General features: G+C 55.8%; 11 protein-coding genes and 4 pseudogenes. 11 read left to right on the forward strand and 4 right to left on the reverse strand.

The genetic code is table 11. From position 1 onward, the window contains the following. Positions 1-432 precede the first annotated feature (432 nt). The 6 genes from FKN99_RS16150 (at position 433) to FKN99_RS16175 (ending at position 7450) form a co-directional block, all read left to right on the forward strand. Positions 433-1932 carry a CoA-acylating methylmalonate-semialdehyde dehydrogenase gene (locus tag FKN99_RS16150; protein ID WP_172118829.1) on the forward strand — a complete coding sequence of 500 codons (1500 nt, stop codon included), beginning with the start codon at positions 433-435 and terminating at the stop codon, positions 1930-1932. Between the two features lie 155 nt (positions 1933-2087). Then, a complete protein-coding gene (locus tag FKN99_RS16155) occupies positions 2088-3044 on the forward strand; it encodes a Bug family tripartite tricarboxylate transporter substrate binding protein (protein ID WP_172118830.1) in 957 nt (318 codons plus the stop codon). A 14-nt stretch (positions 3045-3058) separates the two neighbouring features. Further along, complete coding sequence (locus FKN99_RS16160; protein WP_172118831.1) at positions 3059-3571, forward strand: tripartite tricarboxylate transporter TctB family protein; 513 nt, start codon at positions 3059-3061, stop codon at positions 3569-3571. A 1-nt stretch (position 3572) separates the two neighbouring features. Beyond that, on the forward strand, positions 3573-5084 hold the full coding sequence (locus FKN99_RS16165) for a tripartite tricarboxylate transporter permease (RefSeq protein ID WP_172118832.1): 1512 nt from the start codon (positions 3573-3575) through the stop codon (positions 5082-5084). A gap of 39 nt (positions 5085-5123) precedes the next feature. After that, on the forward strand, positions 5124-6230 hold the full coding sequence (locus FKN99_RS16170; protein ID WP_172118833.1) for a phytanoyl-CoA dioxygenase family protein: 1107 nt from the start codon (positions 5124-5126) through the stop codon (positions 6228-6230). Between the two features lie 29 nt (positions 6231-6259). Continuing rightward, the gene (locus tag FKN99_RS16175) at positions 6260-7450 is read left to right on the forward strand and encodes a Gfo/Idh/MocA family protein (RefSeq protein ID WP_172118834.1); all 1191 of its coding nucleotides are present in this window, start codon (positions 6260-6262) and stop codon (positions 7448-7450) included. Between the two features lie 263 nt (positions 7451-7713). Here FKN99_RS16175 and FKN99_RS16180 read toward each other — a convergent pair whose 3' ends face one another. Further along, complete coding sequence (locus FKN99_RS16180; protein ID WP_095623446.1) at positions 7714-7938, reverse strand: hypothetical protein; 225 nt, start codon at positions 7936-7938, stop codon at positions 7714-7716. 9 nt (positions 7939-7947) lie between these two features. Here FKN99_RS16180 and FKN99_RS16185 point away from each other — a divergent pair, with 9 nt between their 5' ends. Further along, positions 7948-8694, forward strand: a complete 747-nt coding sequence (locus FKN99_RS16185) for a sulfite exporter TauE/SafE family protein (RefSeq protein ID WP_095623447.1) — start codon at positions 7948-7950, stop codon at positions 8692-8694. Positions 8695-8964: 270 nt separating this feature from the next. On the opposite strand, the gene FKN99_RS16190 is transcribed toward FKN99_RS16185, so the two are convergent. The 3 genes from FKN99_RS16190 to FKN99_RS16200 all read right to left on the reverse strand — a co-directional run bounded on the left by FKN99_RS16190 (position 8965) and on the right by FKN99_RS16200 (position 13040). Then, positions 8965-9519 carry a Tn7-like element transposition protein TnsE gene (locus FKN99_RS16190; RefSeq protein ID WP_172118835.1) on the reverse strand — a complete coding sequence of 185 codons (555 nt, stop codon included), beginning with the start codon at positions 9517-9519 and terminating at the stop codon, positions 8965-8967. Between the two features lie 463 nt (positions 9520-9982). Next, positions 9983-12049 (reverse strand): helix-hairpin-helix domain-containing protein, encoded by a 2067-nt coding sequence (locus FKN99_RS16195; RefSeq protein WP_172118836.1) that lies wholly within the window; start codon positions 12047-12049, stop codon positions 9983-9985. Then, positions 12024-13040: an IS30 family transposase gene (locus tag FKN99_RS16200; RefSeq protein ID WP_172118837.1), complete on the reverse strand. Its 1017-nt coding sequence runs from the start codon at positions 13038-13040 to the stop codon at positions 12024-12026. Before FKN99_RS16200 ends, FKN99_RS16195 begins: the two co-directional genes overlap by 26 nt. Positions 13041-13212: 172 nt before the next feature. Between FKN99_RS16200 and FKN99_RS18020 the strand changes: the two are divergent. The 4 pseudogenes from FKN99_RS18020 to FKN99_RS17800 all read left to right on the forward strand — a co-directional run. Then, positions 13213-13479, forward strand: a pseudogene (locus FKN99_RS18020) (BrxA family protein); the annotation flags it as partial. Positions 13480-13548: 69 nt separating this feature from the next. Further along, a pseudogene (locus FKN99_RS16210) lies at positions 13549-13993 on the forward strand (IS3 family transposase); the annotation flags it as partial. A 57-nt stretch (positions 13994-14050) separates the two neighbouring features. Next, positions 14051-14356, forward strand: a pseudogene (locus FKN99_RS16215) (transposase); the annotation flags it as partial. A gap of 369 nt (positions 14357-14725) precedes the next feature. Beyond that, positions 14726-15006 (forward strand): annotated as a pseudogene (locus FKN99_RS17800) (hypothetical protein); the annotation flags it as partial.

Below are 15006 nucleotides of genomic sequence, written 5' to 3' on the forward strand. Positions count from 1 at the left end.
CACCGCAGCTTTAATTGCAAATAATTTTTTAATGCAACTATGATTGCACAATCGGTTCGGGCACCCGACTGTCGGCCGCAAAGCTTCGTCTGCCCGAAGGCGCGTCGACGCGACCCGGAGCCTCGGCGTCAGCCCAGGCAACCTGCGCCCCTGGCCGGCAGTCCCACGCCACGGGACCAAGCTGCCAGGCGATCGGCGCGCAACTGCAATTTTAGTTGCAATTTCAGTTGACCTGCAATTTTAGACGCAATATGCTTTCTCGTCATAGCAGATCGCCGCGCAGCATGAGCATCTGATTTCCGTCCGACACCCTGCAGTCCCCAAACCCGAGCTACGCGATCTCAGTTCGATATCGGCAGGCGCAGAATGAAAAGCGGCGTACTTCAACGGCACGGCTCTACGCTGACACTCACTTTGATTCGAGGTACCGATATGCCAAGCACAATCAATCATTTCGTAAACGGAGAAGAGAGAACTGGCCGGGGCACGCGTACCAGCCCGGTGTTCAATCCCGCTACTGGCGAACAGTCCGGCGCCGTGACGCTGGCCACCACGGAAGAAGTACGGGACGTCGTGGAAGTCGCCAAGAAGGCCTTCCCCGCCTGGTCCACCACGACCCCGTTACGACGCGCCCGAATCCTCAACCGTTTCCTGCGTATCCTGGAAGAACGCACGGACGAACTGGCAGCCGTGATCACCGCTGAGCACGGCAAGGTCCTGTCCGACGCCAAAGGCGAAATTCAGCGCGGCATGGAAGTCGTCGAGTTTGCGGTGGGCGCACCGCAACTGCTCAAGGGTGAAGTCACCGAGAACGTCGGCACCCGAGTCGACAGCCATGCATTGCGGCAGCCGCTGGGTATCGTCGCCGGCATCACCCCCTTTAATTTCCCGGTGATGGTGCCGATGTGGATGTTCCCGGTCGCCCTGGCCTGTGGCAACTGCTTCATCCTGAAGCCCTCTGAGCGTGATCCGTCCGCATCGCTGCTGATTGCCGAATGGCTCAAGGAGGCGGGCCTGCCCGACGGCGTTTTCAACGTGGTCCAGGGAGACAAGGAATCGGTCAACGCACTGCTGAACGATCCGGACATCGCCGCAATCAGCTTCGTCGGTTCGACGCCGATCGCTCGTTACATCTACGAAACCGCCGCGCGCACCGGCAAGCGCTGCCAGGCGCTGGGCGGTGCCAAGAACCACATGATCATCATGCCGGACGCCGATCTCGACCAGGCCGTCGATGCGCTGATGGGAGCGGCCTACGGCTCCGCCGGCGAGCGCTGCATGGCGATCTCCGTCGCGGTTCCGGTCGGGAAGCAGACCGCCGATGCACTGGTCGCCAAGTTGGAAGCCCGGCTGCGGGAGCTCAAGGTGGGCCCCGGTACCGATGCCGCCTCGGATATGGGACCGCTGGTCACGCGCGAACACCTCGAACGCGTGCGCGGTTATATCGACTCCGGCGTCGAGGAAGGCGCCAAGCTAGTCATCGATGGCCGGGATCACAAGGTCGCTGGGCACGAAAATGGCTATTTCATCGGCGGCACGCTGTTCGACCACGTCACCACCGATATGAAGATCTACAAGGACGAGATCTTCGGTCCAGTGCTGGCCGTGGCACGCGCCGATTCCTATGAAACCGCCGCCCGCTGGATCAACGAACACGAATTCGGCAACGGTACCGCGATCTTCACTCGTGACGGCGATGCCGCCCGCGAGTTCGCTCATCAGATCCAGGTCGGCATGGTCGGCATCAACGTGCCGATTCCGGTTCCGATGGCGTTCAATTCCTTCGGTGGCTGGAAAGCTTCACTCTTCGGCGACCACCACATGCACGGCCCCGAAGGCGTCCGCTTCTACACGAAGCTGAAAACCATCACCTCGCGTTGGCCGACCGGCATCCGTGCCGGAGCCGATTTCGTCATGCCGACCATGCAGTAACCAAAGTACGGCTCTTGCAGACGTCAGAGTCTGCGCGTTAAGCGGCCAGTGGCCGTGTCGATTCCATACTGGTTTCGACAGATATTAACCCGGTTATGTGGTCGACCGGGTTAATATCCTTTTTTCAAGATTCAAAACATGAGGCACGCCACCACATGAGTAAAATAAAGAAAATACTGCTGACTGCTGTCATTGCTTCACTTCCCGCCACTGCTGCCCTGGCCGATAACGCCTATCCGGAACGGGACATCGAACTGATCGTGCCCTATTCCCCCGGCGGTGGAACCGATATCTTCGCCCGAACGCTACAGCCAAAACTCGAGGAGGCGTTGGGTGGTACCATCGTGATTCGCAACCTCTCGGGTGGCGGTGGTGCCGTGGGTTATTCTCGTGCGGTCAATGCCGAGCCTGATGGTTATACCCTGGTGGTGCCGCTGAACGCCATCTTCACGCTGCAGGGCCTGGGCAATGTCAATTTCCAATATGATGACTTCGACTATATTGCCCGTGCGATCGTCGAGCCGTACGTGCTTGCCGTCAGGAACAACGACGCCTGGTCCAGTCTCGCGGACCTGATGGAGTATGCGAAGACCAACGACCAGCCCATTACCGTCGGCTTTGCCGGCGTCGGCTCGTCCACCCATGTCACGGCGATGGCGATGGGAACCGAGCTGGGCATTGAACTGAGATACATACCCTTCGATGGCGCTTCCAAGGCGGTTTCAGCCGCCATGGGCGGTCACATCGATGCGGTCGTGTTGAACCCCAGCGACATCATGTCGGCTGTCGATTCCGGCCGCCTCGTGCCGCTGTTGTCGACCGGCGAAGCCCGCACCGAGGTGCTGCCCGAGGTCCCGACCATGCAGGAACTCGATTACAAACTCAGCCTCAATCAGTGGCGCGGTTTCGCCGCACCGAAAGGCGTCAGCCCGGAAATCCGCGACAAATGGGCCCAGGCGGTTGCCACCGCGCTGGAAGACCCGGCCATCCAGGAGTACGCCAAACAGAGCGGTCTGGAGATCAACGCGAAATACGGCGATGAGCTGAAAACCTTCGTCGACAGTACGGCGAACGTCATGATTCCGTTCGCGGGCAAGGCCCGCGCCGAATAAACCGGGACACGCCAATGAAACAATCGATGGGCCAGATCACCTTTCAGGTTGTACTCCTGGGCCTGGGGATACTCTTTCTGTCCGAATCGTTCGGGATTGCGGGCAGCGCCGCCGGGGGAACCCTTGCCCCGGCGGCGTTCCCCAAGGCTATCTGCGGCCTGCTGCTGGCTCTTGTAGCCATGTCCATCATCACGACCCTCGCACGACGGGTCCGGACCAGCGGCGGTGCTTCGGCGACCCTGGCGTCCAATGCCAGGGCATACGTCGGTACCGTCGGCGTGGCGCTGCTGCTCGTCCTGTATACCGCCGTTCTCGAGCAACTGGGTTATGTGATCGCGACTTCGACCCTGATCTTCGTCGTCGTATCGATACTCGCCCTGCTCGACCCGGCTCGGCAGCGCAAGCCCGGGGCTGTCGATGTGCTGAAACTGGTGGCCTTTTCCGTCGCCGTTGCTGCCGCAATCTTTTTCATCTTTACCACATGGTTCGGCATCGTACTACCAGCGGTCGGCTGGATGGGGATATGACATGGACAATCTGATCGAAGGCGCCGGGCTGGTGTTCCAGCTCCAGGTGCTGCTGGCCATTGCCGCCGGAACCTTCCTGGGCCTGGTGCTGGGTGCGCTGCCCGGCCTTTCCGCCGCCATGGCCATCGCCCTGCTGCTGCCGCTGACGTTCGGCATGCCGCCCGTGATGGGCATCGGCATGCTGCTGGGCAGCCTTTGCGGCACCATCGCCGGAGGCTCGGTGTCCGCCACGTTGTTGAATATCCCCGGCACCCCCTCTTCCGTGGCAACGACGCTGGATGCCTTTCCCATGGCCCGGCGAGGAGAAGCCGGCAGAGCCTTGGGCATCGCCATTGTCGCATCCTTTGTGGGTGGCATATTCAGTGCCATCGTATTGAGCCTCCTGGCTCCTCCGATCGCGAACTTTGCGCTTCTCTTCGGCGCCGCCGAGTACTTTTCACTGAGCATATTCGGGCTGGTGATCATCGCCTCGGTTTCCCGCAGCCTGCTGAAAGGGATCATCGCCGGCCTGATCGGTTTGTTGCTGTCGACGGTGGGACTGGACCCGGTCGCCGGCGTGACGCGCTTCACCTATGGCAGCCCGTCGCTGCTGTCCGGTATCAACCTGCTTCCCGCCCTCATCGGGCTGTTCGCCGTCTCCCAGGTGATCGCCGACGTGATCGAGCACCTCACGCCGGGGAAGGCGGACGCCTCGAAAGCGGCGATGGACAGGGCGCGGCCCCGTTGGCGGGAAGTGCTGAGGGGTTGGAAAACGCTGATCGTCAGCTCGTCCATCGGCACCCTGATCGGCGCCATTCCGGGGGCCGGCGGAAGCATCGCCTCCTTCCTCTCCTACGATCAGGCGAAACGAATGTCCAAGACCCCGGCGGCCTTCGGCAGCGGCCACCCCGAGGGCATCGTGGCGTCGGAATCGTCCAACAACGCCCTAGTCGGCGGCGCACTGATCCCAATGCTCACGCTGGGCATCCCGGGCGAAGCCGCGACGGCGGTGTTGATGGGCGGCCTGATGATCCAGGGTATCCGCCCCGGCCCTACCCTGTTCACCGACCAGGGAGCCATCATCTACGGCATCTTCATCGCGTTCTTCGTCGCCAACATCTTCATGCTGCTGTTCCAGTCGCTGGGGATCCGCCTGTTCGTCAAGGTCCTGGACATGCCGCGCAGCCTGCTGCTGGCGCTGATCTCGGTGTTCTGCGTCATCGGTGTCTACTCGGTCGACAGCGACATTTTCAACGTCTACCTGATGCTGGCCTTCGGCGTCCTCGGCTACTTCCTGAATCGCTACGGCTTCGGTACCGCGCCGGTCATCCTCGGTTTGATACTGGGACCCATCGCCGAATCGAACCTGCAGCGTTCGCTGCTGCTGTCCGGGGGCGACTGGTCGGTCTTACTGACCCGACCGATCAGCCTCGCCTTCCTGCTGGTGGCGGCTGCTTTCCTGGCATTCACGCTCTGGCAGCAGAAGAAGCCCACGCAAGGTCCCGACACCTCCGTCCCGGATCCGGCTCCCTGAGGCCAGCTCTGTCGAACCACTCAAGAGGGGAGAACGACTATGGGATGGAATCCCAGCATATCGCTGGAAGCGTTTCGCACGATAGTGGAAGTCGTCACCGATCCGGCCCAGTATCCCGGCGCTACCGACGTTTGCGGCAACGTGCCGATATACGACGCTCGCCACCTCAGCGGAGATGTCGAGGACGAGTGGGTACGGGTGTTGCTCGAGGGACCGGGCGTTCTGGTGGTGCGGGGCGCGTATCCGGATACCACCTGCATCGACCAGGCTACACGGGTACTGCGGGACATTATCGTCGAGGAGCACCTGGCCGGCACCCGGCGGTCGGATCATTTCGCCCGTCTGGGTGCCAACGACCGGGTCTGGAACAGCCTGCAGAAACTCTGCCTGAAGGCCCCCGGGGTCTATGCCCGCTACATCGCCAACCCGGTGATCGCACGGGCCTGTCGGGCCTGGCTGGGGCCAGGCTACCAGATCGCGACGCAGTTGAACGTGGTGCGCCCCGGGGGCAGGGCACAGCAACCTCATCGCGACTACCACCTGGGATTCATGTCGGACGCGGAGATGCTGGAATACCCGCAGCATTTGCATCGCATGGCACCAAGCCTGATTCTTCAGGGCGGAATCGCGCATTGCGATATGCCAGTCGAGAGCGGGACGACCAAGTTCCTCCCCTACTCCCAGCGTTATGCCGACGGTTATCCCGCGATACTGGATCCGGCATTTCGCGACTACTTCGAACAGCACCAGGTTCAGCTGCCGCTGACCAAGGGCGACGTTATTTTTTTCAGCCCGGCGCTGTTTCACGCCGCCGGCGACAACACCACCGAGAATGTCGTCCGCACGGTCAACCTGCTTCAGGTGACCTCGGCGTTCGCGCGCCCGATGGAGGCACTGAACAGGGAAGCCATGTGCCTCGCCGTTTATCCGTACCTTGCGGGCCTCGGTCCCGCGGAGCGGGAGGCCGTCATCGCGGCGACGGCGGACGGCTACGCCTTCCCCACCAATCTCGATACCGATCCGCCGATCGGCTACCTCGTCCCAGAAAGCCAGCAAGCGCTGCTGACACGGGCGCTGGCGGAGACCTGGTCACCTCAACGGCTCGCCGGCGCCCTGCGAATGCAACTGCAAAAACGCAGGCCCTGAACAGGCGCCTGCAACTCAAGGAGACTCCTATGAGCGCAAACTATGTCGTGGAACAACTCGGTCGCCGCCTGCGGTTGGGCGTGGTAGGCGGTGGCCCAGGCTCCTTTATCGGCTCAATACATCGGGGTGCCGCACTGATGAACGAGCAGTACGAGGTTATCGCCGCCGTTCTCTCATCCGACGCGGCGCGGTCCACCGCTTACGCAGCCGCCCTAGGAATCCCTCGCGGCTACGACTCAGCACGGGAGATGATCGAAGCGGAAACCGCCCGCGGAGACGGCATCGACGTCATCGCCATCATGACGCCTAACAATAGTCACTATGAAATAGCACGTCTGGCCCTAGAAAGCGGCCTGCACGTGATCTGCGAGAAACCTCTTACCAACCATTACCACGAAGCCATAAGCCTGGCCGCACTAGTCAACCAAACTGGATTGCAGTTCTGTGTGGCTTACGGCTATGCGGGGTATCCAATGGTCCGCCAGGCAAAGGCCATGGTCGAGGCCGGGGATCTCGGCGAAATTAGAATGATTCAATGCAATTACGTTCAGGGGCATTTGGCCGAGATGGCAGAAGACGAAAAAAATGGTACCAACTGGCACATGCTCCCTGAAGTCGCCGGTGAAAACCTGATCGTCGCTGATATCGGCACGCACTGTTACCACCTCTGCTCCTATGTCACAGGCATGCAGCCCGAACAGTTGAGTGCAGATAGCTGCACGATGGTACCGGGCCGCACCGCAACCGACTACACCAGTATTCAGTTGAGGTACGCCAATGGGGCTCGCGGCTCCCTATGGGTGACCCAGGCCGCAGCAGGGGCGGAGCATGGACTTTATCTGCGCGTGTTTGGCAGCAAAGGCGGCATCGAATGGCATCAGGAGTACCCCAACGAACTGCTCTTCCGCAGCCTGGACCAGCCTGCTCAGGTGTTTACCAAAGGTGGGCCGGGCCTATACGAGAGCGCCAAACATGCCAGCGCAGTCCCAATCGGGCATCCGGAGGGCTATCGCGAGGCTTTCGCCACCCTTTATCGCGACTTCGCAGAAGCTGTCACAGATGCGCTGACAGCCCAGGCGTCACCGAAAGATCCCCTGCTATTCCCGCAAATCGAGGACGGCGTACAGGGCGTGAGATTCATAGAAGCCGCCGAGGAGTCAAATCGCGGCAATGGATTCTGGGTTCAGGTCATTCCGAAGTACGACTATTCGATGATATAGCGCATTATCAGTCCGAGTTTGTCCCTCCTTGGCCTGAGACGCATACACTGCCTGTCGGTATAAGGCTGTCTGACATACTGACTCTATAGCTATGGAGATGTCGATTTCCAAGGGGAACAGACCGAAGGCCCCGACACATGCCACCTTGAGTCCGGTACTGCTGAAGTTGCTCAGGGCCAGCCAGGCGTCATCGAAACCGAAGGTGCCGAAGGTCAACGTTCAGCCGTTAGCCTCAATCGATTTCAACCACGACGCCGACCACATCACACCCGCGTGAGCGACGGCTTGGTCAAGGTGATGGTCTGGTACAACATCGAGTGGGCTTCTAGAATCGCATACTCTTCTCCACCCTGGCGATGCTGGCCGCTGACGTCGGCAGCGCCGCCCCCCAGGGGAAGCTGCCAGCACTGACGCTCCACCCCATGCGGTATCATGACGCCGGAGCACCGCCATGGGGCGGTATCGTCGTATTCATTCGTCCCATTCAAGGAAGTACCATGTCGCTCCCCGACTACTCCTGGCTGGCCTGGACCCTCATCGTGGTGTCCACTTACCTGACCGGTGTCTCCAAGGGTGGATTCGCCGGAGGCTTCGGCACACTCTCGGTGCCGCTGATGGCGCTTGCTATCGGCCCCGTAGAGGCGGCCGGCTTGCTGCTACCGCTGCTTCTGGTGATGGATGGTTTCACGGTGAAGGCCTGGTGGGGGCATCACAACCGTCTCGAGGTGCGTCACTTGCTCCCAGGGTTGGTCATCGGGGTGATCATCGGCACCCTGCTGATTGGTCGCTTGGACGAGGATGGCGTCCGCCTGCTGCTGGGCGTGATCTCCTTGCTGTTCGCGGCCTACATGCTGTTCAAGCCCTCGGCGGGCCGCCCCATCACGACTCGCTGGGCACTGCCGGCCGGTGCTGGCTGCGGCTTCACCAGCTTCCTGGCGCATGCCGGGGCGCCACCGCTCAACCTCTACCTGGTTCCCCGGCGGCTAAGCAAGGAGGCGTTCATCGCCACCAGTTCGATCCTCTTCGCAGCGCTCAACCTGATGAAGCTGCCGCCCTACCTGTGGCTCGGAGAGATCAACCTGACCAGTGCCGGGGGATCGCTGGTGCTGGTACCGGTGGCCTGGGCCGGGGTGCACAGCGGCCTGTGGCTACAGCACCGTGTCAGCGAGCGCCTCTTCTACCGTCTGGTGATTCTGGTCATGGCCATCGTCGGCGTGCAGTTGCTGGTCAAGGCACTGGGGTGAGACGCCCCTGGCGACAACTGATAAGGTAATCCTGCCGCCGCAGCATTTGATAGGACACTACAGTTCACTTTTCGACTACAAGAGACATGCGAGTATCCTCTCCTTTCAATCAGATATTTTCGCTTTTTCATCATCCGATTTAGTCTCTCTCGGATGACGCACCAAATACAGTGGGTCACTGTTTTCGACATATAACTTGGCCAGCGCAATGAACCCTTCACTGTCTCCCTCATAAATCTTTCCATGCATTGTTTGGGGTCAATGTCATCCTTAAAACCGATGATCCGCGTCGACATGCTTCCAATTGTCAGTGGTGTCTATCTCCAGTAGGTACCTCTCACTACCGTTTCTCAGTCGGAAGCGAACCAGCAGATAGCAACGCCGTGTCTCGCTATCCATCATGTGATAACTGCAGCGCGGCACCACGGGCAGTGGCTTCACTTGCATCTGCAGCAGTGCAGTATCCGATTCGTTGGCGATTTGCTTGATGATTTCACTAAGCTGTGGAAAGTAGTTAAAACACTGTTCATGATCAATCTTCTCATCTCCCAGTTGCTGGAGATCCCCCGGCGCTATGCTTCCATCGATAACGGAATCAGCGATACCCAAGGACTTGCTCTCTTCATCGGAGGCGGGAAATTTCTCATCCTCAGACTTTTTTCCGCGGCTACTAGCACGATCTCCATTGTGCACAACGGTGGTGTTTATCTGACCATCAAAGGCAACCCCCTCAATAGGCGGGTAAATCAACTTCGCCTCTTTAGCGCCAGTTGGTTCTTCTTCAGCGTCAACCTCAATCTCTTCGGCTTCCAACGTCCTAGACATGTAGCCGGAGCGTTCTCCTTTGATTTGACGCTTGAGGGAAGGGTGATGAAAAAAAATATCTCCTCGGTAGGTGAATCTGAGATATTGAAACTTTTCTATTTCCCAAACCAACAATTCATTTCTCTCTGGATCAAAGGGGCTTCACGGGCTCGGAACCCGTTCTGTCAACGTCAGTGAAGGTTGGCTGTATTGGGGCTGCGGCACTTTTCTTGGACTTTTTCATGCTGCGACCCCTAGGTCCTTTCGATATTCAAGAGGAGTCAGGCCCTTAAATGGTCCAGCCATGGAAAAGCCAGCATCCGCTGTATGAATGACCTAACATAGCGGATACTGGCTTAGCATGAAGCTCTACTTATACGGATGATAATATATTTGTATGGATGAAACTTTATTCGCATCCCACACTTGAAATCATAAAATGCGAAACATTCTCAAGGGCTGCTGAATAAATAAATTACTTTATTTATGATTTTTTAAAATCAGTCTGCATTTTTATATATCTTTCATATTCCTCCTCGCTCAAAACCTTAACGCCTTTGGTTTTAGCATCTTTTACCTTTTTCTCTCCAACACTATCGCCAACAACTAAAAAATCCGTTTTGCTTGAAATCGACTTTCCTACTTTTGCACCCAGCTTTTTTGCATTGCTCTCCATTTCAGATCTACTTGCAGCTTTCATTGTCCCTGAGAATACAACCTGGAGACCATCCAGCTGAAGACCCGAAAGTTGCTCTTTAGACTGCTTTGTTTTAGACAACCTAAACCCAAGAGAGTAAACTTTTAAAAACTCAGACCTGACATCCTTAAGGCCCTCACAAATTACTGTGGCGCTAGTTTCAGCAAACCCTTCAATGCTTGCAACTTCATCAACTTCCAGGCGAAAAACTTCATCAATATGATAATTACTCAAAAGTTTTTCGCAACTAGCTTCACCAAGCCTTGGGATTCCAAATGCTGCAAGAAACCTCCAATCCTCCAGCTCTCTAATCTTGCTTAGTTTTAATTGGTCAACGAGGTTGGTTGCCGTCTTCTCACCAAACCCCATATCGACCAACTCCTCAACACTTAAGTTATATACTTGGTGGATTTTTGTAATCTTATTTTCATACAATTTTTCAATAACTTTAGGTCCAAACCCATCTACATTGGGCATGGTTTTAAAAAAATGAATTAATGTGTTTTCAGCTTGCGCAGGGCAATCGGTGGAGTTTGGGCAAAAAATATTGTCACCATCCCAAACAACTTTGGAGTGACAGCTGGGGCATAGCTCAGGTATTTCTGGGTCAACACCCTCAATAATTTTTTCAATTTTAGGTATAACAAGACCACTTCTTACCAACTCAACTATAGATCCCTTACCTACTCCCTTGCTTTTAACCATGCCATAGTTGTGGAGTGTTGCCCTACGGATTGTTGCACCACTCAACTTAATAGGCGGGAACTCTGCCACTGGAGTGATCCTTCCTGTTCTCGATGTTTGAGGTATAACCTGACTCACTACTACTGTGGCTTTCTCTAAATTCCTCTTGTACGCAACTTGCCAGCGATGATGTTTTCGCGTAGATCCCATTAACCTTTTCAGGTCTTCATTAAGGACTTCGACAACCAATCCGTCAACCTCGTAATCCCCCCCCCCCCACATATCATCAAAAATATTTTTATACTGCTTTTTAAAAGCCTCACAGCTTCCAATCCAGCCTTTCAGGGAAGCAAAAGGAAAAAAGACACATGCTTTATCCTCAATAGCTTTTGAAACTTTACTATTCACATTTTTCTCAGCAATTACAGAAGCCAAGACATTTCGCGTATTCTCGAACTCACCTGAAAGTTCTTTATCGAAGTATTCCTTATCAACAACTATCTCGCCTGGCCCCATGCCCCTTTTAGCGCTTTCAGCAACCTTCAACCCTCGATTGAAGGCTCTCGTAATGTCTTGGCCACGCACGCCATCTCCCCTCGTGTAAAGCCTTTCACCATCATCATAAGCCGCATATCCATCTAGCTTATGTGAGACTTTTATCAACACTTCTCCGGAATCCAACCCGATTTCCTGACCAAACTTCTCCACTCTCTCAATCCATTGAATAATTTCTTTGTCGCTATATACTTTATCGGTAGAAAGCATTTTCTCCGGCAGAGGCACCGTTTTATATAAAGGCACAGGCTCTGGCTCTACAGTAGCAAGAAACTCATGATTAGGGTTTCTCCGCTCAAGCTCAGCAATAATTTTTGTATCATACTCAACATTGCTAACTACTGGAAACCCTGCTCGGTAAGTAGCATTTGCTATCTTTGCCAACAAAACTAAGTCATCTTCCCCCAGGCTCAGAATGTCTTCCTGGCTAACCAACTCCTCAACTTTTCTTATCTCACAGTTAATTCCAGAATCCTGAATCGCTTTCACCTGATCTTTGCTTAATGATTTCACAATCTTCCTCTCGATAACTAAAAGTAAAACAAACTCTTGGAAAAGATGGCGGATGCAGACACTGAGTGCAACACACTCATTGGATGGTTGACGGGCTTTCATGATACTTGGCCATCAGTTCGCTCATCACTTCTATCGGACATTTAAAATCAAAGCGTTTTCGAGGGCGCATATTCAACTCGAAAGCGATAGCGTCGAGCTCTTCTTGGCTATGCACGGAAAGATCCGTCCCTTTCGGTAAATATTGGCGGATAAGGCCATTGATATTTTCGTTGGCGCCCCGTTGCCAGGGGCTATGTGGATCGCAAAAGTAAATGGCGACGCCGGTTTCCTGAGTGATCTTTGCATGCTGCGCCATTTCGCGGCCCTGGTCATAGGTCATGCTTTTTCGGGCCGTCGTCGGCATTCGGTTTAAGGCCGCACTGAAGCCTGCTACCGCTGATGTAGCGGTGGCATCGTCCATTTTAGCGAGGATGAGATAGCCACTGCTGAGTTCTACTAAGGTGCCCACTGCAGACGCATTGTTCTTGCCTTTGATCAGATCCCCTTCCCAGTGCCCGGGCATTTCACGCTTGCTAACCTCGGGGGGACGCAAATGAATACTGACCATGTCAGGGATCTGACCACGACGGTCTACTTGGCCACGGCGAGGTTTACGGGTGGTTTTCCCTTGTCGCAAGCAGTGAATCAGTTCCTTGCGCAGGTGGCCAACGGGCAGGGCATAAATGGCCGTGTAGATCGTCTCTCGGCAGACGTAGGCATCGCGCAGGTCAGGTAGTTTCATGGCCTTGAGCTTGCCGCTAATCTGCTCGGGAGACAAGCGTCGTCGCAACATATGAACGATGAGGTCAAAACGCTCGGTGCCTGGCAGCAGCTTATGTTTCGGGCGACAGGGTGCTCGCCGCCGCTCTCGTTGCTGTTGGGCATGCCGGGCACAGTAGCTATTCTGATCCCTCTGGTTGCGGCGTATTTCACGAGAAATCGTTGAGGGGGCTCGTCCCAGGAGTCTAGCGATGTATCGTAAGCTCATCCCCTGGGCTTGGCCAACCTGGATACTGGCACGCTCTTCAATGCTGAGTTCGATGTATGACATACGGAAACACCTTAGCGGAAAGCTCTGGTGTTGCACTCAGTTTCTGCGGCCAAGGATAATTTCAAATATAGGCTGAAGAAAATCCAGCTAAGCCACACCTGACAAGTTACCTTTGATCATAGCATAATTAATCATTATTTTACTTCCATCATGCCAGTTGAGTCGAGTCGTTATGCCCCATGATTCCTCTACCCTCCACTACGACTCCGACCTCATCGGCGGCTCGCTGATGGTCCGCGAGAGCCGTATCGTGGCGGAGCTGCTGCTGGCCGGCGTCGTTGACGCGACCCGGGAGGCCGCCATTCTCGACGAGAATCCCTCCAGAAGGCGTGGCCGGCAACTGCCAGGCGCATCTCTGGCCCAGGCGATCCGCAAACGCCTTGAGCGACTTCCTGAGCCGTTCTGGCAGGTGTTGCACGATGGAGATGACCAGCTGGCCACCCAGGTTTGTCGACGCCGGAGCTATAAGTCCGTAAAGGGAATGCGGACTGCCTTCACTGACGTTTACAAAGTGTACCTATCCCCTATGATCGACTGCTTCGATGGACTAGTGGTGAGCTGGACAATCGGCACGAGGCCTGATGCCGAACTGGTAAACACCATGCTTGGCGAAGCCATTGACACGCTGGACGATGACGAGAGACCTATTGTTCACTCTGACAGAGGGTGCTCACTACCGCTGGCCAGGCTGGCTATCCCGAATCAAGGGTGCAAAGCTGACACGGTCGATGTCTCGTAAAGGCTGCACACCGGATAACGCAGCCTGCAAAGGCTTCTTTGGCCGACTCAAGACCGAACTTTTCTACCACAGGAATTGGCAAACCACGTCGCTCGAGCAGTTCATGGAGGAAGTGGATTCCTACATACGGTGGTATAACGAGAAACGGATCAAAATCTCGCTAGGTGGCCTGAGTCCTCTCGAATACCGAAAGGACCTAGGGATCGCAGCATGAAAGAGTCCAAGAAAAGCGCCGCCCCCCCAATCCGGACAGCCTTCACTGACGTTGACAATTGTTCACTCTGACAGGGGGGCTCACTACCGCTGGCCAGGATGGCTATCCCGAATCAAGGGTGCAAAGCTGACACGGTCGATGTCTCGTAAAGGCTGCACACCGAATAACGCAGCCTACGAAGGCTTCTTTGGCCGGCTCAAGGCCGAACTTTTCTACCACAGGAATTGGCAAACCACGTCGCTCGAGCAGTTCGTGGAGGAAGTGGATTCCTACATACGGTGGTATAACGAGAAACGGATCAAAATCTCGGTAGGTGGCCTGAGTCCTCTCGAATACCGAAAGGACCTAGGGATCGCAGCATGAAAAAGTCCAAGAAAAGCGCCGCACCCCCTTTACGGACTTATAGCTCCGGCGTCGACAGATGCGGCGGGCTTGGTCGTAGCGACCGATATTGAACACGCTCATCAGGTCGCTCTAGCCCTAGAGGCCTGGGGAGAGGCCTGCCATGTTGTCACTAACAAGACGTTAGGTCCCCAGCAGGTGATCAACTTGTTTCGGCATAGTGACTGTCGATGGATTGTAGCAGTCGGCATGATCAGTGAGGGAACGGATCTCCCTCGTCTTCAAGTGTGTTGCTATCTCAGCCGCGTCCGTACAGAGCTGCACTATCACCAAGTGCCAGGCAGAATGATTAGGCGTACTGGTGAAACCGATAACCAGGCATGGCTGTTCATGCTGGCAGAACCCACGCTTCAGAGCTTCGCTGAGCGTATCGCAGAGGACCTTCCAGCGGACATTGCGGTGTTAAGTAAAGTCCATCTTCCTTCAGAAAATACGGAGCAAGGCCACACTGAAAAAGGAATCATCTACGACATAGATGATATCTCGGTCAGTGACCTTGGTAGCTTGGAGCGAGATCCTCATTCAGGCAGGACTGAGCCCAGCTTCTCATCTACACCATGTTATCAGATAATCTTTTTTCATCATTTTCGACAGATGTTACTCGACTTTTT

This window comes from Halomonas hibernica, assembly GCF_013183775.1.
Lineage (GTDB): Bacteria > Pseudomonadota > Gammaproteobacteria > Pseudomonadales > Halomonadaceae > Vreelandella > Vreelandella citrativorans.

What these genes read in the sequence shown, in the direction of transcription:
- FKN99_RS16150 (WP_172118829.1), top strand. Translation starts at nt 433, where the DNA reads ATGCCAAGCACAATCAATCATTTCGTAAACGGAGAAGAGAGAACTGGC.
- FKN99_RS16155 (WP_172118830.1), top strand. Translation starts at nt 2,088, where the DNA reads ATGAGTAAAATAAAGAAAATACTGCTGACTGCTGTCATTGCTTCACTT.
- FKN99_RS16160 (WP_172118831.1), top strand. Translation starts at nt 3,059, where the DNA reads ATGAAACAATCGATGGGCCAGATCACCTTTCAGGTTGTACTCCTGGGC.
- FKN99_RS16165 (WP_172118832.1), top strand. Translation starts at nt 3,573, where the DNA reads ATGGACAATCTGATCGAAGGCGCCGGGCTGGTGTTCCAGCTCCAGGTG.
- FKN99_RS16170 (WP_172118833.1), top strand. Translation starts at nt 5,124, where the DNA reads ATGGGATGGAATCCCAGCATATCGCTGGAAGCGTTTCGCACGATAGTG.
- FKN99_RS16175 (WP_172118834.1), top strand. Translation starts at nt 6,260, where the DNA reads ATGAGCGCAAACTATGTCGTGGAACAACTCGGTCGCCGCCTGCGGTTG.
- FKN99_RS16185 (WP_095623447.1), top strand. Translation starts at nt 7,948, where the DNA reads ATGTCGCTCCCCGACTACTCCTGGCTGGCCTGGACCCTCATCGTGGTG.
- FKN99_RS16190 (WP_172118835.1), bottom strand. Translation starts at nt 9,519, where the DNA reads ATGTCTAGGACGTTGGAAGCCGAAGAGATTGAGGTTGACGCTGAAGAA.
- FKN99_RS16195 (WP_172118836.1), bottom strand. Translation starts at nt 12,049, where the DNA reads ATGAAAGCCCGTCAACCATCCAATGAGTGTGTTGCACTCAGTGTCTGC.
- FKN99_RS16200 (WP_172118837.1), bottom strand. Translation starts at nt 13,040, where the DNA reads ATGTCATACATCGAACTCAGCATTGAAGAGCGTGCCAGTATCCAGGTT.